This is a genomic window from Serratia marcescens subsp. marcescens ATCC 13880 (assembly GCF_017299535.1).
Lineage (GTDB): Bacteria > Pseudomonadota > Gammaproteobacteria > Enterobacterales > Enterobacteriaceae > Serratia > Serratia marcescens.
On record NZ_CP071238.1, the window covers coordinates 293439 to 315495 of the forward strand.

Here is a 22057-nt window from a genome sequence, read left to right on the forward strand (position 1 = left end):
GTCAGCCTCCGGCGATCGCTTGAAACAGTAAAATATCGTCACCGTCCTGCACCTGGTGGTCGGCCCAGTCGGCGCGCGGGATGATGGTTTGGTTTATCGCCAGCGCGGTGCCCGGCTGGTGGCGTTCCAGCTGGGTCAGCAGGGCGGCGACGCTGAGCGGCTGCGCCAGCTCCAGCGGCTGATCGTTAAGACGGATCTTCATGCCGCGCCTCCGCATACCGGGCAGGCGCGGGCCTGGCTCAGTTGCAGCGTGCTCCAACTCTGCTGCTTGCCGTCGAACAGCCGCAGTTTCCCGCTGAGGGAGGAAGGCATGCCGGCCAGCATCTTGATGGCCTCCAGCGCTTGCAGAGTGCCGATCACGCCGACCACCGGGCCGAGTACCCCGGCGGTGCGGCAGTTGCGCTGCGGCTCTTCCTGCTCCGGGTACAGGCAGGCGTAACAGCCGTGCGCATAGGGCGGCTCGAGCACCAGCAGCTGGCCGCTGAAGCCGACCGCGCTGCCGCTGATCAACGGCTTGGCGGCGGCGATGCAGGCGGCATTGACCTCATGGCGGGTCGCCATATTGTCGCAGCAGTCCAGCACCAAATCGGCGCGGGTGACCGCGTCGCGCAGCGCTTGCCCTTGCAGCCGCTGCGCCAGCGGGATGGATTCCACCAATGGGTTCAGCGCCTGCAGATGGCGTTGCGCCAGCGCCGCCTTACCGGTGGCGGTATCGGCGCTGCGGTAGAGGATTTGCCGCTGCAAGTTGGTGACGTGCAGCTGGTCGTCGTCGGCCAACAGCAGCGTGCCGACGCCGGCGGCGGCCAGGTACAACGAAGCCGGGGAGCCGAGCCCGCCCAAACCGACGATCAGCACCGTGGCGCGCTTGAGTTTCTCCTGGCCTTCCGGGCCGACGTCCTCCAGCAGCAGTTGGCGGCTGTAGCGCAGGAATTCCTGATCGTTAAGCATCGTTCGGATCCTCGCCTTCGATCAGCCGTAGCAGCTCGGCCGTCGCCGCGCGCCAGTCCGGCGCCTGGGTGATGGCGCTGACCACCGCGACGCTGCCAACGCCGCATGCCAGCACCGCCGGTACGCGATCGATACTGATCCCGCCGATCGCCACCGTCGGGTAATCCGCCAGGCCGGCGATGTGGCGTTTCAACTCCGTCAGCCCCTGCGGCGCCGAAGGCATGTCTTTGGTTTGGGTGGGGAAGATGTGCCCCAGCGCGATGTAGGACGGTTTCACCGCCAGCGCGCGCGCCAGTTCGGCGTCGTCATGGGTGGACACGCCGAGCCGCAACCCGGCGCGGTGAATGGCAGCCAGATCGGTGGTATCAAGATCTTCCTGGCCCAGATGCACGCCGTAGGCGCCGTGCTTGATCGCCAGCCGCCAGTAGTCGTTGATGAACAGCCGCGCCTGATAACGCTGGCCCAGCGCGATGGCGGCGGCGATATCCTCTTCGACCTGCTCGTCAGGCAAATCCTTGATGCGCAGCTGGATGGTGGTGACGCCGGCCTCAAGCAGGCGAGCGATCCATTCCACGCTGTCGACGACCGGGTAGAGCCCCAGTTTGTAGGGCGTCGCCGGGAAGGGGGTCGTGATATCAGTCATTGCTTGTCTCCTCTTGCAGCGTGCCGGCGCTGTGATACAGCTCGCTGCCGCGGGCGCGGAACTCGGCGGACATTTTCTCCATGCCGGTCAGCTGCACTTCGATCGGCTTGGCGACCTCCTGGGCGGCGGCGTAGTCGCGCACCTCCTGCGAAATCTTCATCGAGCAGAATTTCGGCCCGCACATCGAGCAGAAGTGGGCGACCTTGCCGGATTCCTGCGGCAGGGTTTCGTCGTGATAGGCGCGCGCGGTGGCCGGATCGAGCGCCAGATTGAACTGATCTTCCCAGCGGAATTCGAAACGCGCCTTGGACATGGCGTTATCGCGGATCTGCGCGCCCGGATGGCCTTTGGCCAGATCGGCGGCGTGAGCGGCGATCTTGTAGGTGATCAGGCCCTGTTTGACGTCTTCTTTGTTCGGCAGGCCGAGGTGCTCTTTCGGCGTGACGTAACACAGCATGGCGCAGCCGAACCAGCCGATCATTGCCGCGCCGATGCCGGAAGTGAAATGGTCATAGCCCGGGGCGATATCGGTGGTCAGCGGGCCGAGGGTGTAGAACGGCGCTTCGTGGCAGTGTTCCAGCTCTTCGGTCATGTTGCGGCGGATCATCTGCATCGGCACGTGGCCCGGGCCTTCGATCATCACCTGCACGTCGTATTCCCAGGCGATTTTGGTCAGCTCGCCCAGCGTATGCAGCTCGGCGAACTGGGCCTCGTCGTTGGCGTCCTGAATCGAGCCGGGGCGCAGGCCGTCGCCGAGCGACAGCGAAACGTCGTAGGCGGCGCAGATCTCGCAGATTTCGCGGAAGTGCTGATAGAGGAAGTTTTCCTGATGGTGCGACAGACACCATTTGGCCATGATCGAGCCGCCGCGGGACACGATGCCGGTCAGGCGTTTGGCGGTCATCGGCACGTAGCGCAGCAGCACGCCGGCGTGGATGGTGAAATAATCGACCCCTTGTTCCGCCTGTTCCAGCAGCGTATCGCGGAACATCTCCCAGGTGAGGTTTTCCGCCACGCCGTTGACCTTCTCCAGCGCCTGGTAGATCGGCACGGTGCCGATGGGCACCGGGCTGTTGCGCAGGATCCATTCGCGGGTTTCGTGAATATAGCGGCCGGTGGAGAGATCCATCACGGTGTCTGCGCCCCAGCGGGTGGACCACACCAGCTTCTCCACCTCTTCTTCGATCGACGAGGTGACCGCCGAGTTGCCGATATTGGCGTTCACCTTCACCAGGAAATTGCGGCCGATGATCATCGGCTCTGCCTCCGGATGGTTGATGTTGGCGGGAATGATGGCGCGGCCGGCGGCCACTTCCTGGCGCACGAACTCCGGCGTGATGTTGTCCGGCAGGTTGGCGCCCCAGCCCTGGCCCGGATGCTGATGGCGCAGTACTTCGCCGCGAATGCGTTCGCGCCCCATGTTTTCACGGATGGCGATGAACTCCATCTCCGGGGTGACGATACCGGCGCGGGCATAGTGCAGCTGGGTCACGCGCTTGCCCGGCAGCGCTTTGCGCGGCAGCGGCAGATGCTCGAAGCGCAGGTGATCCAGCCCCTCGTCCGCCAGCCGCTGCTGGGTGAAGCCGGAGCTGGCACCGCTGAGCGTCGTGGTATCGCCGCGCGCGTCGATCCAGCCGGCACGCAGTTTGGCCAGGCCGGCGTGCACATCGAGCTTGGCCTGCGGATCGCCGTAGGGGCCGGCGGTGTCATATACCGGGATCGCCTCGTTGGGTTCATACTGCGGGCTATCTTTGCTGCCGCCGACCAGGGTCGGACTGAGCTGAATTTCGCGCATCGGCACCTGGATATCGCGGCGCGAGCCCTGCAGGTAGATGCGGCGTGAGTTTGGGAAAGCCATGCCTTGCAGCGTGTCGATAAACTGCTGGGCGGCTTCGCGTTGCGCTTTACGGGCGCGCGGTGGATTAACGTTAGACATAGCAAGTTCCTACCAGTGTGTTGGGTTGGGAAAGTTGCTTGTCTGGAGCTCGGAGGGAGTAATGATGGTGGCCGATAAGGCAGGGCGCCCGCAAGGGGAAGGCCGTGCCTGTGGCGATAGATTACTCTTGTTCCCTTCGCGGGTATTAACCCGATCAGGTTCCGCGGATCCCGAATTAACGGTCTCAGCCTGGCTGATTCGATGAACAAATCAGGCGCTAGGCACTCCGACAAGATGCCCCCCAGTATAGGAGGGATAAGAAAAAAAACTATAAAATTTTAACGCGCCGGATCCAGTGTCTGGTCCGGCAGCGGTTGCTGCGCGGCTTCCGCTTCCAGTTGGATCAGCTTATCTTCCAGCGCAAAGCGCGCCGCCAGCGTTTCGCCGATATCCGACAAGGCCTGGTGGAATTCCAGACAAACTTCCTGATCGATATCCACTTCGGTATAGCGATCGTGGAACGCCATGATCTGTTCGGTATTGGCCCACAGCTTGGGGTAGATGTTCACCGCCAGCGACATTTTCGGACTGGCTGCGCCTTCCACTTGTTTGATAATTCTGTCATAGATATGAAAATGCCCTGCGGAGAGGTAATCCACCAGGTTGTGGCAAAAGTTCTCCAGCGCTTTTTCATTCAGCGGCGTATGCTTTTCTTTATTCGGTTTGAGGCCTACCAGCGTGCAGTAGGCGACCAGCAACTGCTTGCGGGCCTGAAGCCATTGATCAACTAATTCATTACTACCGCCAACGCGCTGAGTCAGCCTTTCCAAACGGTTGAGCATGTTTGACTCCGTGTAAGTAACAAAAGTAACCGGTAAGTTATTAAAATGTAACAAAGCCGATTTGTAGAGTGCCAGTGAAGCTGAGGTTGTGCAACAACGATATGGAACTTGCATTAACGGGCAATGAAAACGGCTGGTGGATCGTCAGCCATGAAAGCAAACTTTGGTTACCGAACGGTGAATTGCCGTCGGGGACTGCCGCCGCCCTCGGGCTGCAGGGCCATATGGCGCGCGTCATCGGTGAGTGGGAGGGCGCGCCGGTCTGGCTGGTGCGCCAGGCGATGCCGCGGGAGATGGGATCGGTGCGTCAGCTGTTGGATCAGGATCGCGGTCTGTTCCAGCTGGCCGGGCGCGGCGTGCAGCTGGCGGACTTCTACCGCTCCCATCGCTATTGCGGCTACTGCGGCCATGAGATGCACCTCAGCCGCACCGAAAGCGCCTGCCTGTGCGGCCATTGCAAAGAACGCTACTACCCGCAGATCGCGCCCTGCGTGATCGTCGCCATTCGGCGCGAGGATCAGATCCTGCTGGCGCAGCACGTGCGCCATCGCGGCGGCATTCACACGGTGCTGGCCGGCTTCGTCGAAGTGGGCGAAACGCTGGAGCAAGCGGTGGCGCGCGAAGTGATGGAAGAGAGCAATATTGAAATCAAGAACCTGCGCTACGTCACGTCACAACCCTGGCCGTTTCCGCACTCGCTGATGATGGCCTTTATGGCCGATTACCACCAGGGTGAGATTCGCCACGATCCCAAGGAGCTGCTCAATGCCGGCTGGTATCGTTACGACCAACTGCCGCTGTTGCCGCCGCCCGGCACCGTGGCGCGCCGGTTGATTGAGGACACCGTGGCGCTGTGCCGGGCAGAATAATGTACAATGGCCGGCAGATTATTAAGGGAGCCCCATAAATGACTGAGTTGAAGAACGATCGTTACCTGCGCGCGCTGTTGCGCCAGCCGGTGGATGTGACCCCCGTATGGATGATGCGCCAGGCCGGTCGTTATTTACCGGAGTACAAGGCGACTCGCGCCCAGGCCGGTGATTTCATGTCGCTGTGCAAGAACGCGGAGCTGGCCTGTGAGGTTACGCTGCAGCCGCTGCGCCGCTATGCGCTGGACGCCGCCATCCTGTTCTCCGATATTCTCACCATTCCCGACGCCATGGGGCTCGGCCTGTACTTTGAAGCCGGCGAAGGCCCGCGTTTCAGCTCCCCCGTCACCTGCCGCGCCGACGTCGACAAACTGCCGGTGTTCGATCCGGAAGTGGAGCTGGGCTATGTGATGAACGCGGTGCGCACCATTCGCCGCGAGCTGAAGGGCGAAGTGCCGCTGATCGGCTTCTCCGGCAGCCCGTGGACGCTGGCTACCTATATGGTTGAGGGCGGCAGCAGCAAGGCCTTCACCAAGCTGAAGAAGATGATGTATGCCGAACCGGCCACGCTGCACCTGTTGCTGGACAAGCTGGCGGACAGCGTGATCCTGTATCTCAATGCCCAGATCAAGGCCGGCGCGCAGTCGGTGATGGTGTTCGACACCTGGGGCGGCGTGCTGACCGGGCGCGATTACCGCGAGTTCTCGTTGCACTACATGCACAAGATCGTCGATGGCCTGCTGCGTGAAAATGACGGCCGCCGCGTGCCGGTGACGCTGTTTACCAAAGGCGGTGGGCAGTGGTTGGAGGCGATGGCCGCCACCGGCTGCGATGCGCTGGGGCTGGACTGGACCACCGATATCGCCGACGCGCGTCGGCGCGTGGGCGACAAAGTGGCGCTGCAGGGCAATATGGATCCGTCGATGCTTTATGCTTCTCCGGCGCGCATCGCGGACGAAGTGGAGACCATTCTGGCCGGTTTCGGCCACGGCAACGGTCATGTGTTCAACCTGGGCCACGGCATCCATCAGGATGTGCCGCCGGAGCACGCCGGGGCCTTCGTCGAGGCGGTACACGCGCAGTCGGCGAAATACCACCGTTAAGGATCCGATGTGACCGATATGGCGGCTCTGCGCGCCGAACAGCTGCGGCGCGCCGCTGAAGTCATTCGCTACGACGATCTGCCGGCCGAACCGCCGGCGTTCATCGCCGGCGCCGATGTGGGCTTCGAGCAAGAGGGCGCGGTGACGCGCGCCGCCATCGCCATCCTGCGCTATCCGTCGCTGGAGCTGGTGGAGTATCAGGTGGCGCGCATCGCTACCGTCATGCCTTATATCCCGGGTTTCCTGTCGTTTCGCGAATACCCGGCGCTGCTGGCCGCCTGGGCGCAGCTGCGGCAAAAACCGGGGCTGATCTTCGTTGATGGCCACGGCGTTTCACATCCGCGGCGCCTTGGCGTCGCCAGCCATTTCGGCCTGCTGGTCGATGTGCCGACCATCGGCGTGGCCAAGAAGCGCCTGTGCGGCAAATTCGCGCCGCTGGACGCCGCCGTCGGCGCGCTGGCGCCGTTGGAAGATAAGGGTGAACAGCTGGGTTGGGTATGGCGCAGCAAGGCGCGTTGCAACCCGCTGTTCATCTCTACCGGTCACCGCGTGGGCGCCGACAGCGCGCTGGCGTGGGTGCAGCGCTGCATGGCGGGCTACCGTTTGCCGGAGCCGACCCGTTGGGCCGACGCCATCGCTTCGCGCCGTCCGGCGTTTCAGCGGTGGTTGCAGCAGCATCCGGAGGTGTCGCCATGAGCGATTTCGGGTACACTGCGCCGCAGATAACGCGTAAGAGAGTAAAGCATGCTACGTAACCCGATTCATTTACGTCTGGAACGGCTCGAGGGCTGGCAACATTTGACCTTTATGGCCAGTTTGTGCGAGCGTATGTACCCGAATTACCAGATGTTCTGCAAACAGACCGAGTTCGGCGATCCGGCGGTTTATCGCCGCATTCTGGATTTGGTGTGGGAAACGCTGGTGGTGAAGGACGCCAAGGTCAACTTCGACAGCCAGCTCGAGAAGTTGGAAGAGGCGATTCCGTCGGCGGAAGATTACGATCTTTACGGCGTTTACCCGGCAATTGATGCCTGTATCGCATTAGGGGAACTGATCCATTCGCGGCTCGGCGGGGAGACGCTGGAGCACGCCATCGCCATCAGCGAAACATCGATTCGCACCGTGGCGATGTTGGAAATGACCCAAGCCGGTAAGGAAATGACCGACGAAGAGTTGGAAAGTTTGCCTGCGGTAGAGGAAGAATGGGACATTCAATGGGAAATTTTCCGCCTGTTGGACGCCTGTGAAGAGCGCGACATAGACCTGATCAAGGGGCTGCGATCAGACCTGCGGGAGGCGGGGGTCAGCAACATCGGGATAAATTTAGCGCAATAAGGCAACAAAACGTGATTTAACGCCTGATTTGTCATGCCTTAAGGCTTCACATCCGCACCCTGTCTGGTCTACATTTGGGGGGCGTAAAAAAAGTGGCTATCGGTGCGTGTATGCAGGAGAGTGCTGTCAATCGGCATATCCGTCGCACTCGATGCTTTGCAAACGATAAACACACTGTAAGGATAACTTATGAACAAGACTCAACTGATTGATGTAATCGCGGACAAGGCTGACCTTTCCAAAGCACAAGCTAAACTGGCTCTGGAATCCACCCTGGCTGCAATTACTGAGTCTCTGAAAGAAGGTGATGCAGTACAATTGGTTGGCTTCGGTACTTTCAAAGTAAACCATCGTAGCGAGCGCACTGGCCGCAACCCACAGACTGGCAAAGAAATCAAAATCGCAGCAGCCAACGTGCCTGCGTTCGTTTCTGGCAAAGCACTGAAAGACGCCGTTAAATAAGACCGCGCCTCGGTGAAAAGATTAAACAGGGGGGCGATGGCGCCCCTTTTGTTTACTCGTCGGGCGCTCATGGCCGTTGGCATCGCCGTCGGCCTGAGCGCCTGCAGTTTCCATTCCGATATCCCCAGTTTTACCGCCAGCGGCTTCGTGGCCGATCAGGGCGTGATACGTCTGTGGCGTAAAGACGATGAGCAACATCGTCCGCAAGTGTTGGTCAGCGTCTACAGCCCTTACCGCGGCCCGGGCACCATTACCACGCTGTACACCTATCAGGGCGACGTGCTGCGCCAAATCAAACGTAACGACGCCGACGGCGATCGAGATTCCATTCAGCTGCGCTTTGCCGACGACGGCACGGTGAGCTTTATGCAGCGCCAACTGGCGACACGCCGCGAACCGCTGACCCGCGATGAAATTGCCCTGTATCAATATCAGGCGCGACGGATCCTCGAAGTGAGCAATGCGCTGCGCGCCGGCAAGGTGAAATTGCTGCAGGGGCGTTGGATGCAGGGCGAGGTGCAAACCTGCGACGGCCAAAGCATGAAACCGGGACTGGATGCCGCCTCCATCGTCTGGATCGAGAAGCGTGCCCGCAGCAGCAGCCGGCCGGTGAGCGTCGCCTGGCTGGAAGCGCCGGAAGGCAGCGAACTGCTGCTGGTGGCGAACGACGATTTCTGCAGCTGGGAACCGAAAGAAGACCAACTATAAAAAAGGCCCCGCGCTGCGGAGCCTCTTGTCATGACCATGAAAGGTCAAATTATTTGCCGCGCGCAATCGCGCGATAACCGATATCTTTGCGGCAGAAGCTGCCCGGCCACTGGATGCCTTCCGCCAGCTGATAAGCGCGTTGCTGCGCCTGCGCCACGGTGTCGCCCAGCGCCGTCACGCACAGCACGCGGCCGCCGCTGGTGACGACGTCATCGCCCTGCAGGCGCGTACCGGCGTGGAAGACCTTACCGTCGGCGCTTTCCTGCTGCGGTAGCCCCTGGATAACCTCACCGTTGCGATAGTCGCCCGGATAACCGCCGGCTGCCAGCACCACGCCGAGCGCAGGGCGTTCGTCCCAGTCAGAGCTTTTCTCATTCAGACGGCCTTCGGCACCCGCCAGGCACAGCTCCACCAGATCGGAGCGCAGGCGCAGCATGATCGGCTGAGTTTCCGGATCGCCAAAACGGCAGTTGAATTCGATCACCTTCGGCTGGCCGTCGGCGGAGATCATCAGGCCGGCGTACAGGAAGCCGACGTAGGTATTGCTTTCCGCCGCCATGCCGCGCACCGTCGGCCAGATCACCTGGTCCATGGCGCGCTGGTGGATTTCGTCGGTCACGACCGGCGCCGGAGAGTAGGCCCCCATGCCGCCGGTGTTCGGGCCGGTATCGCCGTCGCCGACGCGCTTGTGGTCCTGGCTGGTGGCCATCGGCACCACGTTCTCGCCATCGACCATCACGATGAAGCTGGCTTCTTCGCCGTCGAGGAACTCTTCCACTACGATGCGATGACCGGCGTCGCCGAAGGCGTTGCCGGCCAGCATGTCACGCACGGCTTCTTCCGCTTCCTGCAGCGTCATCGCGACGATCACGCCTTTACCGGCCGCCAGGCCATCAGCCTTGATGACGATCGGCGCGCCTTTGCGGCGCACATAGGCCAGCGCCGGCTCCACCTCGGTGAAGTTTTCATATTCGGCGGTCGGGATGCGGTGGCGCGCCAGGAAATCTTTGGTGAAGGCTTTGGAGCCTTCGAGCTGCGCGGCGGCCTGTGATGGGCCGAAGATTTTCAGACCGGCGGCCTGGAAGGCGTCGACCACGCCGATCACCAGCGGCGCTTCCGGCCCAACGATGGTCAGACCGATGTCATGGCTCTGGGCGAACGCGACCAGGGCGGGGATGTCGGTGGCGGCGATCGCCACGTTTTCCAGATTGGCTTCCAGCGCGGTGCCGGCATTACCCGGCGCGACGTAGACTTTGTCCGCCAGCGGAGACTGGGCGGCTTTCCAGGCCAGCGCGTGTTCGCGCCCGCCGTTGCCGATAATCAAAATGTTCATCAGGGGCTCCACGAATGGCGTGCGCCGGAGCGCACGCGGCAAAAGGAATTAATGGCGGAAGTGACGCATGTCGGTGAAGATCATCGCGATGCCGTGTTCGTTGGCGGCGGCGATCACTTCGTCGTCGCGGATTGAGCCGCCAGGCTGGATCACGCAGGTGATGCCAACCGCCGCGGCGGCATCGATGCCGTCGCGGAACGGGAAGAAGGCGTCGGAGGCCATGGCGGAGCCTTTCACTTCCAGCCCTTCGTCGCCCGCTTTGATGCCGGCGATCTTGGCGGAGTAAACGCGGCTCATCTGGCCGGCGCCTATGCCGATGGTCATGTTGTCACGCGCATAAACGATGGCGTTGGATTTCACGAACTTGGCCACTTTCCAGCAGAACAGCGCATCACGCAGTTCCTGCTCGGTCGGCTGGCGCTCGGATACCACGCGCAGATCGGCGGCGGTTACCATGCCCAGATCGCGATCCTGCACCAGCAGGCCGCCGTTGACGCGCTTGAAGTCCAGCCCCGCCACGCGTTGCTGCCACTGGCCGCAGGCCAGCACGCGCACGTTCTGTTTGGCGGCCAGCAGGGAGCGCGCTTCCTGGGTGACGTTTGGCGCGATGATCACTTCCACGAATTGGCGGCTGATGATCGCCTGCGCGGTGGCGGCGTCCAGCTCGCGGTTAAAGGCGATGATGCCGCCGAAAGCGGAGGTCGGGTCGGTTTGGTAAGCGCGCTCGTAGGCGGCCAGAATGTCGTCGCCGATCGCCACGCCGCAAGGGTTGGCGTGCTTGACGATCACGCAGGCCGGTTCGGCGAACTCTTTCACGCATTCCAGCGCGGCGTCGGTATCGGCGATGTTGTTATAGGACAGCGCTTTGCCCTGCAGCTGCTCGGCGGTCGCGACGGACGCTTCCTTCACCTCTTCCTCTATATAGAAGGCGGCCTGCTGGTGGCTGTTCTCACCGTAGCGCATATCCTGCTTCTTGATGTAGTTGAGGTTCAGGGTACGCGGGAAGCGGCCGGACGGTTGCTCGGTCTCGCCGTGGTACGCCGGCACCAGCGCGCCGAAGTAGTTGGCGATCATGCTGTCGTAGGCGGCGGTGTGTTCGAAGGCTTTGATGGCGAGATCGAAGCGGGTGGCATAGCGCAGCGAGCCGTCGTTGTTGTCCATCTCGGTAATGATGGCGGCGTAGTCGCTGCTTTTCACCACGATGGCGACGTCTTTATGGTTCTTGGCGGCGGAGCGCACCATGGTCGGGCCGCCGATATCGATATTTTCAACCGCGTCTTCCAGCGAGCAATCCGGGCGCGCCACGGTTTGGGCGAACGGGTACAGATTGACGACCACCATGTCGATAGGCTTGATGTCATGCTGATTCATGACGGCGTCGTCCTGGCCGCGGCGGCCGAGAATGCCGCCGTGGACTTTCGGGTGCAGGGTCTTAACTCGTCCGTCCATCATCTCCGGGAAGCCGGTGTAGTCGGAAACTTCGGTAACGGGCAGACCGGCGTCTGCCAGCAGACGAGCGGTGCCGCCGGTGGAGAGCAGTTCAACGCCGCGCTGGGAAAGCGCTTCGGCGAATTCAACGATACCGGTTTTGTCAGACACGCTGAGCAGGGCCCGGCGGATTGGACGAGGTTGTTGCATGGTTTTATCCCTTGGCTTTGAGTCGCAATTAAAGAGCGTTACGTGAATGTCCACCTCGTTCTCTCTATAAGGAAGGGTTTTTTGCCTTATAAAGGGAGGGTCAGGCACATATTCAGGTAGCGCCCCCATAAAAAGGGGGATCGTTTCGTCGCGGGGAATTGTAGCGAAAACGTTTGCGTGGCGCTCGTAAATTTTCCGTGCAAATCGCATCTGTGGATAACACTGTGTGCAAGTGGGTATAAGGCGGGGTTTTGCTGTGGAATGCAGCGAACGATCGTTTTTGCTGAAAATACCTGTTGCGGCCTGCGAGGAACTCCCTATAATGCGCCTCCATCGACACGGAACATGTGAACAACTTCACAGAGTCTCCGGGGGTCGCAGAGAAAAAACCCTGAAAATTAGGGTTGACTCTGAAAGAGGAAAGCGTAATATACGCCACCTCGAGTTAGCAAGCGAAAGCGCCTAACTCACTGCTCTTTAACAATTTATCAGACAATCTGTGTGGGCACTCCACAAGACGATATCCAGCATCTTCGGATGCAAAAAAATATCAAGTCTTGAAGAGTGACTAACTGAAGTAAAATTCATGCAGTAAATCTTTGAGCATCGCTTCTCGAGTGGAAGCAAATCAAGCTTTTAATTGAAGAGTTTGATCATGGCTCAGATTGAACGCTGGCGGCAGGCTTAACACATGCAAGTCGAGCGGTAGCACAGGGGAGCTTGCTCCCTGGGTGACGAGCGGCGGACGGGTGAGTAATGTCTGGGAAACTGCCTGATGGAGGGGGATAACTACTGGAAACGGTAGCTAATACCGCATAACGTCGCAAGACCAAAGAGGGGGACCTTCGGGCCTCTTGCCATCAGATGTGCCCAGATGGGATTAGCTAGTAGGTGGGGTAATGGCTCACCTAGGCGACGATCCCTAGCTGGTCTGAGAGGATGACCAGCCACACTGGAACTGAGACACGGTCCAGACTCCTACGGGAGGCAGCAGTGGGGAATATTGCACAATGGGCGCAAGCCTGATGCAGCCATGCCGCGTGTGTGAAGAAGGCCTTCGGGTTGTAAAGCACTTTCAGCGAGGAGGAAGGTGGTGAGCTTAATACGTTCATCAATTGACGTTACTCGCAGAAGAAGCACCGGCTAACTCCGTGCCAGCAGCCGCGGTAATACGGAGGGTGCAAGCGTTAATCGGAATTACTGGGCGTAAAGCGCACGCAGGCGGTTTGTTAAGTCAGATGTGAAATCCCCGGGCTCAACCTGGGAACTGCATTTGAAACTGGCAAGCTAGAGTCTCGTAGAGGGGGGTAGAATTCCAGGTGTAGCGGTGAAATGCGTAGAGATCTGGAGGAATACCGGTGGCGAAGGCGGCCCCCTGGACGAAGACTGACGCTCAGGTGCGAAAGCGTGGGGAGCAAACAGGATTAGATACCCTGGTAGTCCACGCTGTAAACGATGTCGATTTGGAGGTTGTGCCCTTGAGGCGTGGCTTCCGGAGCTAACGCGTTAAATCGACCGCCTGGGGAGTACGGCCGCAAGGTTAAAACTCAAATGAATTGACGGGGGCCCGCACAAGCGGTGGAGCATGTGGTTTAATTCGATGCAACGCGAAGAACCTTACCTACTCTTGACATCCAGAGAACTTTCCAGAGATGGATTGGTGCCTTCGGGAACTCTGAGACAGGTGCTGCATGGCTGTCGTCAGCTCGTGTTGTGAAATGTTGGGTTAAGTCCCGCAACGAGCGCAACCCTTATCCTTTGTTGCCAGCGGTTCGGCCGGGAACTCAAAGGAGACTGCCAGTGATAAACTGGAGGAAGGTGGGGATGACGTCAAGTCATCATGGCCCTTACGAGTAGGGCTACACACGTGCTACAATGGCATATACAAAGAGAAGCGACCTCGCGAGAGCAAGCGGACCTCATAAAGTATGTCGTAGTCCGGATTGGAGTCTGCAACTCGACTCCATGAAGTCGGAATCGCTAGTAATCGTAGATCAGAATGCTACGGTGAATACGTTCCCGGGCCTTGTACACACCGCCCGTCACACCATGGGAGTGGGTTGCAAAAGAAGTAGGTAGCTTAACCTTCGGGAGGGCGCTTACCACTTTGTGATTCATGACTGGGGTGAAGTCGTAACAAGGTAACCGTAGGGGAACCTGCGGTTGGATCACCTCCTTACCTAAAGATATTAGTTCGAGTGGCGTGCTCACACAGATTGTCTGATAGAAAGTAACGAGCAGAAATACCTTTATAGGCTTGTAGCTCAGGTGGTTAGAGCGCACCCCTGATAAGGGTGAGGTCGGTGGTTCAAGTCCACTCAGGCCTACCACTTCTCGGAAGTGGAAAAGGTACTGCGCGTGACTGTATGGGGCTATAGCTCAGCTGGGAGAGCGCCTGCCTTGCACGCAGGAGGTCAGCGGTTCGATCCCGCTTAGCTCCACCATATAGTCCGGTATTTAATACTTCAGAGTATATTGGCGACAGTATGCTGCGAAGTATTTTGCTCTTTAACAATCTGGAACAAGCTGAAAATTGAAACATGACGGCTGAAATTTGTCCCTCCGTAGACGTATTGGGATGAAGAGTAACCTGTCATAGAGTCTCTCAAATGTTTGCAGCGCGAACGATGGAAACATCTTCGGGTTGTGAGGTTAAGTGACTAAGCGTACACGGTGGATGCCTAGGCAGTCAGAGGCGATGAAGGGCGTGCTAATCTGCGAAAAGCGTCGGTAAGGTGATATGAACCGTTATAACCGGCGATACCCGAATGGGGAAACCCAGTGTGTTTCGACACACTATCATGTCATGAATACATAGTGGCATGAGGCGAACCGGGGGAACTGAAACATCTAAGTACCCCGAGGAAAAGAAATCAACCGAGATTCCCCCAGTAGCGGCGAGCGAACGGGGAGGAGCCCAGAACCTGAATCGGCTTGTGTGTTAGTGGAAGCGTCTGGAAAGTCGCGCAGCAAAGGGTGATAGCCCCGTACACTAAAATGCACAGGTCGTGAGTTCGATGAGTAGGGCGGGACACGTGACATCCTGTCTGAATATGGGGGGACCATCCTCCAAGGCTAAATACTCCTGACTGACCGATAGTGAACCAGTACCGTGAGGGAAAGGCGAAAAGAACCCCGGCGAGGGGAGTGAAATAGAACCTGAAACCGTGTACGTACAAGCAGTGGGAGCACCTTCGTGGTGTGACTGCGTACCTTTTGTATAATGGGTCAGCGACTTATATTTTGTAGCAAGGTTAACCGTATAGGGGAGCCGTAGGGAAACCGAGTCTTAACTGGGCGATTAGTTGCAAGGTATAGACCCGAAACCCGGTGATCTAGCCATGGGCAGGTTGAAGGTTGGGTAACACTAACTGGAGGACCGAACCGACTAATGTTGAAAAATTAGCGGATGACTTGTGGCTGGGGGTGAAAGGCCAATCAAACCGGGAGATAGCTGGTTCTCCCCGAAAGCTATTTAGGTAGCGCCTCGTGAACTCATCTTCGGGGGTAGAGCACTGTTTCGGCTAGGGGGCCATCCCGGCTTACCAAACCGATGCAAACTCCGAATACCGAAGAATGTTATCACGGGAGACACACGGCGGGTGCTAACGTCCGTCGTGAAGAGGGAAACAACCCAGACCGCCAGCTAAGGTCCCAAAGTCATGGTTAAGTGGGAAACGATGTGGGAAGGCATAGACAGCCAGGATGTTGGCTTAGAAGCAGCCATCATTTAAAGAAAGCGTAATAGCTCACTGGTCGAGTCGGCCTGCGCGGAAGATGTAACGGGGCTAAACCATGCACCGAAGCTGCGGCAGCGACGCTTAGCGTTGTTGGGTAGGGGAGCGTTCTGTAAGCCGTTGAAGGTGGCCTGTGAGGGTTGCTGGAGGTATCAGAAGTGCGAATGCTGACATAAGTAACGATAAAGCGGGTGAAAAGCCCGCTCGCCGGAAGACCAAGGGTTCCTGTCCAACGTTAATCGGGGCAGGGTGAGTCGACCCCTAAGGCGAGGCTGAAAAGCGTAGTCGATGGGAAACAGGTTAATATTCCTGTACTTGGTGTTACTGCGAAGGGGGGACGGAGAAGGCTAGGCTAGCCGGGCGACGGTTGTCCCGGTTTAAGCGTGTAGGGGGTGTGACCTGGTAAATCCGGTTGCATGCTAACCCTGAGGCGTGATGACGATGCACTACGGTGCAGAAGTAGTTGATGCCCTGCTTCCAGGAAAATCCTCTAAGCTCCAGGTAACATTAAATCGTACCCCAAACCGACACAGGTGGTCAGGTAGAGAATACCAAGGCGCTTGAGAGAACTCGGGTGAAGGAACTAGGCAAAATGGTGCCGTAACTTCGGGAGAAGGCACGCTGGCATGTAGGTGAAGTCCCTCGCGGATGGAGCTGAAGCCAGTCGAAGATACCAGCTGGCTGCAACTGTTTAATAAAAACACAGCACTGTGCAAACACGAAAGTGGACGTATACGGTGTGACGCCTGCCCGGTGCTGGAAGGTTAATTGATGGGGTCAGCCGCAAGGCGAAGCTCTTGATCGAAGCCCCAGTAAACGGCGGCCGTAACTATAACGGTCCTAAGGTAGCGAAATTCCTTGTCGGGTAAGTTCCGACCTGCACGAATGGCGTAATGATGGCCAGGCTGTCTCCACCCGAGACTCAGTGAAATTGAACTCGCTGTGAAGATGCAGTGTACCCGCGGCAAGACGGAAAGACCCCGTGAACCTTTACTATAGCTTGACACTGAACATTGAGCCTTGATGTGTAGGATAGGTGGGAGGCTTTGAAGCGTGGACGCCAGTCTGCGTGGAGCCATCCTTGAAATACCACCCTTTAATGTTTGATGTTCTAACTCGGCCCCATAATCTGGGGTGAGGACAGTGTCTGGTGGGTAGTTTGACTGGGGCGGTCTCCTCCCAAAGAGTAACGGAGGAGCACGAAGGTTAGCTAATCACGGTCGGACATCGTGAGGTTAGTGCAAAGGCATAAGCTAGCTTGACTGCGAGAGTGACGGCTCGAGCAGGTACGAAAGTAGGTCTTAGTGATCCGGTGGTTCTGAATGGAAGGGCCATCGCTCAACGGATAAAAGGTACTCCGGGGATAACAGGCTGATACCGCCCAAGAGTTCATATCGACGGCGGTGTTTGGCACCTCGATGTCGGCTCATCACATCCTGGGGCTGAAGTAGGTCCCAAGGGTATGGCTGTTCGCCATTTAAAGTGGTACGCGAGCTGGGTTTAGAACGTCGTGAGACAGTTCGGTCCCTATCTGCCGTGGGCGTTGGAAGATTGAGAGGGGTTGCTCCTAGTACGAGAGGACCGGAGTGAACGCACCACTGGTGTTCGGGTTGTCATGCCAATGGCATTGCCCGGTAGCTAAGTGCGGAAAAGATAAGCGCTGAAAGCATCTAAGCGCGAAACTTGCCTCAAGATGAGTCTTCCCTGGGCCTTTAAGGCCCCTGAAGGAACGTTTAAGACTAAGACGTTGATAGGCTGGGTGTGTAAGTGCAGCGATGCATTGAGCTAACCAGTACTAATGATCCGTGAGGCTTAACCTTACAACACCGAAGGTGTTTTTTAGAGAGATTTTCAGCGAAGTTCCGAGATTGGTTCTGATGGCTTGACGGAAGTGAAGCGGTTGGAATGAAACGAATTTGCCTGGCGGCAATAGCGCGGTGGTCCCACCTGACCCCATGCCGAACTCAGAAGTGAAACGCCGTAGCGCCGATGGTAGTGTGGGGTCTCCCCATGCGAGAGTAGGACACTGCCAGGCATCAAACAAAGCCGAAAGCCCTGAACTGACGTTCAGGGCTTTTTGCTATGCGTAAAACGCAAAAAAGCGCAGCTACGCTGCGCGGTTTTCCCCTCCTCCTTATTCTCCGCCAGCGAGCCAGAGAAAGAGAAAAGGCCCCGAAGGGCCTTTGATTAGGGTGTGTTTGCTTTTTTCACTTATTATTCGATCAATGCGAGCTGCCCTGAGAGATGCCCAGCCCGGTTTGCGAACGGACAAACTGGGCCCGGAAGCGTTCCCGCTCCTGCTGTCCGGCCAGCGAGCTGTCGGTGATCGAGAACAGCCAGGTGCCGACAAAGGCCACGATCATCGAGAACAGCGCCGGATATTCATACGGATAAATCGGTTTTTCATGGCCGAGGATCTGCACCCAGATTGTCGGGCCGAGGATCATCAGAATCACCGCCGTTAACAGACCCAGCCAGCCGCCAATCATCGCGCCGCGGGTCGTCAAACGCGACCAGTACATCGACAGGATGATGATAGGGAAGTTACAGCTGGCGGCGATGGAGAAGGCCAGTCCGACCATAAAGGCGATATTCTGCTTCTCGAACAAAATCCCCAGGGCAATGGCGACCAGCCCCAATACCACGACGGTGATCTTGGAGACCTTCAGTTCATCGCGCTCAGTCGCCTTGCCGTTTTTAATCACGCTGGCGTACAGGTCATGGGACACGGCCGAGGCGCCGGCCAGCGTCAGGCCTGCGACGACTGCCAGAATGGTGGCGAACGCCACCGCCGAGATAAAGCCGAGGAAGAAGTTGCCGCCAACGGCATTGGCCAGATGCACCGCCGCCATGTTGGTGCCGCCCAGCAGCGCGCCGGTGGCGTCTTTGAACGCCGGATTGGCGCTGACCAGCAAGATGGCGCCGAAGCCGATGATAAAGGTCAGAATATAGAAGTAACCGATAAAGCCGGTGGCGTAGAACACACTCTTGCGCGCTTCCTTGGCGTCACTCACGGTGAAGAAACGCATCAGGATGTGCGGCAGACCGGCGGTGCCGAACATCAGCGCCAGGCCAAGCGACAGCGCGGAAATCGGATCGGAGACCAGCCCGCCGGGGCTCATGATGGCGATGCCTTTCGGGTGCACCTTCACCGCTTCGGCGAACAGGGTATTGAAGTCGAAGTTAACCGACTTCATCACCATCAGCGCCATAAAGCTGGCGCCGGCCAGCAGCAGCACCGCTTTGATGATCTGCACCCAGGTGGTGGCCAGCATGCCGCCGAACAGCACGTACAGCACCATCAGGATACCGACCAGGATCACCGCCACATGGTAGTTGAGCCCGAACAGCAGCTGGATCAGTTTGCCGGCGCCGACCATCTGCGCGATCAGATACAACGCCACCACCACCAACGAGCCGCAGGCCGAGAGGGTGCGGATCGGTTTCTGCTGCAGACGGTAAGAGGCGACATCGGCGAAGGTATAGCGGCCGAGATTGCGCAGGCGTTCCGCGATCAGGAACAGAATGATCGGCCAGCCGATGAGGAAGCCGATGGAGTAGATCAGGCCGTCATAGCCCGAGGTATAGACCAGTGCGGAGATGCCGAGGAACGAGGCGGCGGACATGAAGTCGCCGGCGATCGCCAGCCCGTTTTGCAGACCGGTGATGCGCCCGCCCGCAGTGTAGTAGTCCTGACGGGAACGGGTGCGTTTGGACGCCCAATAGGTGATGTAGAGCGTAGCGCCGACAAACAGGATAAACATCACGATCGCCTGGATGTTCAGCGGCTGACGATGCACCTCGCCGCCAATGGCGTCGGCGCAGGCCAGGCCCGGCAGCAACAGCAGCGCGGCGGCGGACAATAAGCGCTTCATTGTTTCACCTCGCGCAGAATCTCTGCGGTGAGGCGATCGAATTCGCCGTTGGCGCGAAACACGTAGATCCCGGTCAAGACGAAAGAGATCACGATCAGCCCGACGCCGACCGGGATCCCACGGGTGATGGTCGATCCGGCGGCGATCGGCGTGCCGAGCCATTGGGGATCGAAGGCGATCAACAAAATGAAGCCGACGTACAGCGCCAGCGTAATCAGCGAAAGCAGCCAGGCGAACCGGCCGCGTTTTCTCACCAGCTCTTTAAAGCGCGGGTTTTCTTCAATCCCTTGATAAATGGTGTCATTCATCAGAGTGTCTCCAGTCGGTATTGAGAGAGTACGCCGCGCCAGGGCCGCTCAACGGCGCGTTATCCGAATGAGCGGCCTGAAGCGGCGTAAATTATGACGGTACTTTCATTGATTGTTTTTCTTCCAACAGCTTGTCGACTACGGCCGGATCCGCCAGCGTGGAGGTATCCCCCAGGTTGCTGGTGTCGCCGGCGGCAATTTTGCGCAGGATACGCCGCATGATCTTGCCGGAGCGCGTTTTGGGCAGCGAATCTGTCCAGTGCAACACATCCGGCGTAGCGATCGGCCCTATCTCTTTGCGCACCCAGTTGCGCACTTCGGTATAGAGCTCCGGCGTCGGTTCTTCGCCGTGGTTCAGCGTGATATAGGCGTAGATCGCCTGGCCTTTGATGTTGTGAGGAATGCCGACCACCGCCGCTTCGGCGATTTTCGGGTGCGATACCAGCGCGGACTCGATCTCGGCGGTGCCCAGACGGTGGCCGGAGACGTTCAGCACGTCGTCGACGCGGCCGGTGATCCAGTAGTAACCGTCCTCGTCGCGGCGGGCGCCGTCACCGCTGAAGTACATGCCTTTGAAGGTCGAGAAGTAAGTTTGCTCGAAGCGATCATGATCGCCGAACAGGGTGCGCGCCTGGCCCGGCCAGGAATCGACGATCACCAGGTTGCCTTCGCAGGCGCCTTCCTGCGGCGTGCCGACGTTATCGACCAGCGCCGGCTGTACGCCAAAGAACGGCCGCGTGGCGGAACCGGCCTTCAGCTCAGTGGCGCCCGGCAGCGGGGTAATCATGAAGCCGCCGGTTTCGGTTTGCCACCAGGTGTCGACGATCGGGCATCTTGCGTTGCCGATCTTGTTGTAATACCACTCCCAGGCTTCCGGGTTGATCGGTTCGCCGACCGAGCCCATGATGCGCAGCGAATCGCGTCGGGTGCCTTCGATCGCCTTGTCGCCTTCGGCCATCAACGCGCGAATGGCGGTCGGCGCGGTATACAGAATGTTGACCTGGTGTTTGTCGATCACCTGCGACAGGCGATTGACGCCCGGATAGTTAGGCACGCCTTCGAACATCAGCGTGGTGGCGCCGCAGGCCAGCGGGCCGTACAGCAGATAGCTGTGGCCGGTGACCCAGCCCACGTCGGCGGTGCACCAGTAAATGTCGCCGTCGTGGTAGTCGAACACATACTTAAAGGTCATCGCGGCGTAGACCAGGTAGCCGCCGGTGGTGTGCAGCACGCCTTTCGGCTTGCCGGTCGAACCGGAGGTGTACAGGATGAACAGCGGATCTTCGGCGTTCACTTCTTCCGGCGGGCAGTCTGCGGAGACGCCCTGGGTCAGCTCATGCCACCACAGATCGCGCCCTTCCTGCCAGTAGCCCGGTTTACCGGTGCGTTTGAATACCACCACGTTGGCCACGCTGACCACGCCGGGATTTTTCAGCGCATCGTCGACGTTCTTTTTCAGCGGCACGGCGCGGCCGGCGCGCAGGCCTTCATCGGCGGTGATCACCAGTTTGGCGTTGGAGTCGATAATGCGCCCGGCGACGGCTTCCGGCGAGAAGCCGCCGAAGATCACCGAATGTACGGCGCCGATGCGCGCGCAGGCCAGCATCGCGACCGCCGCTTCCGGCACCATCGGCATATAGATGGCCACCACGTCGCCTTTTTTAACGCCGAGCTGTTTCAGCACGTTGGCGAATTGGCAGACATCGTGATGCAGCTGTTTGTAAGTTACCTTTTTGGATTGGGTCGGGTCATCGCCTTCCCAGATAATGGCGGTCTGGTCACCGCGCTCGGCCAGATGGCGGTCCAGGCAGTTGGCCGCCAGGTTCAACGTGCCGTCTTCAAACCAGCGAATGCTGACGTGGCCCGGATCGAACGAGGTGTTTTTAACTTTGGTATAGGGTTTGATCCAATCCAGGATTTTGCCATGCTCACCCCAGAAAGCCTCTGGGTCTTGAACCGACTGTTGATAATACTCTTGGTATTGTGCCGGATTAATCAGGGCGCGTTCTGCAATTGCAGAAGGAATAGCGTGTTTATGCAGTTGGCTCATAGCTTTTCTCCTTGAAGTTGTTAATGATATGTCAACTGAAGGTTAAGTATAGTTTGCTATGATTCTTTGTTTCTTTTTTGCGCGGCAGATCACGCAACAAAGATATTGATTTGTAATCATTCTGTCGCATTTGCAGGGCGTATCTATCTCTTTGGCGCTTAAATCCTCATAAACCCACGTTTTTAACCAAAAACACTTATATAAAGAACAAAAAAGAATAAACCAAAACGGGCTCAACTGCCGAGAAATTAATAGATACGATCAGGGCAGCCATTATTTCTCGCTATAAATCTTTTTGGATTATTTTTCGCTATTAATATTCTAAGTTGG

16 protein-coding genes, 2 tRNA genes, 3 rRNA genes and 1 riboswitch are annotated in these 22057 nt (G+C 58.5%); of the genes, 11 read left to right on the top strand and 10 right to left on the bottom strand.

Going from position 1 to position 22057, the window contains the following annotated elements:
• Position 1: 1 nt before the first annotated feature.
• The 5 genes from thiS to J0F90_RS01370 all read right to left on the bottom strand — a co-directional run bounded on the left by thiS (position 2) and on the right by J0F90_RS01370 (position 4309).
• Positions 2 to 202, bottom strand: coding sequence for a sulfur carrier protein ThiS (thiS, locus tag J0F90_RS01350; protein ID WP_016929423.1), 201 nt, complete (start codon positions 200 to 202; stop codon positions 2 to 4).
• Positions 199 to 948, bottom strand: a complete 750-nt coding sequence (locus tag J0F90_RS01355; protein WP_033638958.1) for a HesA/MoeB/ThiF family protein — start codon at positions 946 to 948, stop codon at positions 199 to 201. Before J0F90_RS01355 ends, thiS begins: the two co-directional genes overlap by 4 nt.
• Complete coding sequence (gene thiE, locus J0F90_RS01360) at positions 941 to 1591, bottom strand: thiamine phosphate synthase (RefSeq protein ID WP_016929422.1); 651 nt, start codon at positions 1589 to 1591, stop codon at positions 941 to 943. The genes J0F90_RS01355 and thiE overlap by 8 nt, the downstream gene beginning before the upstream one ends.
• Positions 1584 to 3527, bottom strand: coding sequence for a phosphomethylpyrimidine synthase ThiC (thiC, locus tag J0F90_RS01365; RefSeq protein ID WP_033638957.1), 1944 nt, complete (start codon positions 3525 to 3527; stop codon positions 1584 to 1586). Before thiC ends, thiE begins: the two co-directional genes overlap by 8 nt.
• 114 nt (positions 3528 to 3641) lie before the next feature.
• A riboswitch (TPP riboswitch) is annotated at positions 3642 to 3766 on the bottom strand.
• A 39-nt stretch (positions 3767 to 3805) separates the two neighbouring features.
• The gene (locus tag J0F90_RS01370) at positions 3806 to 4309 is read right to left on the bottom strand and encodes an Rsd/AlgQ family anti-sigma factor (protein ID WP_016929420.1); all 504 of its coding nucleotides are present in this window, start codon (positions 4307 to 4309) and stop codon (positions 3806 to 3808) included.
• 101 nt (positions 4310 to 4410) lie between these two features.
• Between J0F90_RS01370 and nudC the strand changes: the two genes are divergently transcribed.
• The 6 genes from nudC (at position 4411) to J0F90_RS01400 (ending at position 8786) form a co-directional block, all read left to right on the top strand.
• Entirely contained in the window at positions 4411 to 5178 is a 768-nt protein-coding gene (gene nudC, locus J0F90_RS01375) for an NAD(+) diphosphatase (RefSeq protein ID WP_028127642.1), read from the top strand.
• Positions 5179 to 5216: 38 nt separating this feature from the next.
• Complete coding sequence (gene hemE / locus J0F90_RS01380; RefSeq protein WP_016929418.1) at positions 5217 to 6281, top strand: uroporphyrinogen decarboxylase; 1065 nt, start codon at positions 5217 to 5219, stop codon at positions 6279 to 6281.
• Positions 6282 to 6290: 9 nt separating this feature from the next.
• A complete protein-coding gene (gene nfi / locus J0F90_RS01385; protein WP_016929417.1) occupies positions 6291 to 6977 on the top strand; it encodes a deoxyribonuclease V in 687 nt (228 codons plus the stop codon).
• Positions 6978 to 7025: 48 nt separating this feature from the next.
• Positions 7026 to 7616 (top strand): YjaG family protein, encoded by a 591-nt coding sequence (locus J0F90_RS01390; RefSeq protein ID WP_004929875.1) that lies wholly within the window; start codon positions 7026 to 7028, stop codon positions 7614 to 7616.
• A 189-nt stretch (positions 7617 to 7805) separates the two neighbouring features.
• On the top strand, positions 7806 to 8078 hold the full coding sequence (hupA, locus tag J0F90_RS01395; RefSeq protein ID WP_004929874.1) for a nucleoid-associated protein HU-alpha: 273 nt from the start codon (positions 7806 to 7808) through the stop codon (positions 8076 to 8078).
• 36 nt (positions 8079 to 8114) lie between these two features.
• On the top strand, positions 8115 to 8786 hold the full coding sequence (locus J0F90_RS01400; RefSeq protein ID WP_028127643.1) for a DUF1481 domain-containing protein: 672 nt from the start codon (positions 8115 to 8117) through the stop codon (positions 8784 to 8786).
• A gap of 49 nt (positions 8787 to 8835) precedes the next feature.
• Here J0F90_RS01400 and purD read toward each other — a convergent pair whose 3' ends face one another.
• Positions 8836 to 10119: a phosphoribosylamine--glycine ligase gene (gene purD / locus J0F90_RS01405; RefSeq protein WP_033638956.1), complete on the bottom strand. Its 1284-nt coding sequence runs from the start codon at positions 10117 to 10119 to the stop codon at positions 8836 to 8838.
• A 48-nt stretch (positions 10120 to 10167) separates the two neighbouring features.
• The gene (purH, locus tag J0F90_RS01410; protein ID WP_015376332.1) at positions 10168 to 11757 is read right to left on the bottom strand and encodes a bifunctional phosphoribosylaminoimidazolecarboxamide formyltransferase/IMP cyclohydrolase; all 1590 of its coding nucleotides are present in this window, start codon (positions 11755 to 11757) and stop codon (positions 10168 to 10170) included.
• A gap of 637 nt (positions 11758 to 12394) precedes the next feature.
• Here purH and J0F90_RS01415 point away from each other — a divergent pair.
• From J0F90_RS01415 to rrf, 5 genes are all read left to right on the top strand, one after another.
• Positions 12395 to 13936: ribosomal RNA gene (locus tag J0F90_RS01415) — 16S ribosomal RNA — on the top strand.
• 74 nt (positions 13937 to 14010) lie between these two features.
• Positions 14011 to 14087 (top strand) — tRNA-Ile (locus tag J0F90_RS01420).
• Positions 14088 to 14125: 38 nt separating this feature from the next.
• Positions 14126 to 14201 (top strand) — tRNA-Ala (locus J0F90_RS01425).
• A 206-nt stretch (positions 14202 to 14407) separates the two neighbouring features.
• Positions 14408 to 17314, top strand: a 23S ribosomal RNA gene (locus J0F90_RS01430).
• A gap of 99 nt (positions 17315 to 17413) precedes the next feature.
• Positions 17414 to 17529: ribosomal RNA gene (gene rrf, locus J0F90_RS01435) — 5S ribosomal RNA — on the top strand.
• Together the 16S, 23S and 5S rRNA genes with 2 tRNA genes alongside form the textbook arrangement of a ribosomal RNA operon.
• A 187-nt stretch (positions 17530 to 17716) precedes the next feature.
• Here the strand turns inward: rrf and actP are convergent.
• From actP to acs, 3 genes are all read right to left on the bottom strand, one after another.
• Positions 17717 to 19369: a cation/acetate symporter ActP gene (actP, locus tag J0F90_RS01440; protein ID WP_004930048.1), complete on the bottom strand. Its 1653-nt coding sequence runs from the start codon at positions 19367 to 19369 to the stop codon at positions 17717 to 17719.
• Positions 19366 to 19677 (bottom strand): DUF485 domain-containing protein, encoded by a 312-nt coding sequence (locus J0F90_RS01445; protein ID WP_004930047.1) that lies wholly within the window; start codon positions 19675 to 19677, stop codon positions 19366 to 19368. Before J0F90_RS01445 ends, actP begins: the two co-directional genes overlap by 4 nt.
• Before the next feature lie 91 nt (positions 19678 to 19768).
• The gene (acs, locus tag J0F90_RS01450; RefSeq protein ID WP_033638955.1) at positions 19769 to 21727 is read right to left on the bottom strand and encodes an acetate--CoA ligase; all 1959 of its coding nucleotides are present in this window, start codon (positions 21725 to 21727) and stop codon (positions 19769 to 19771) included.
• Positions 21728 to 22057: the final 330 nt, after the last annotated feature.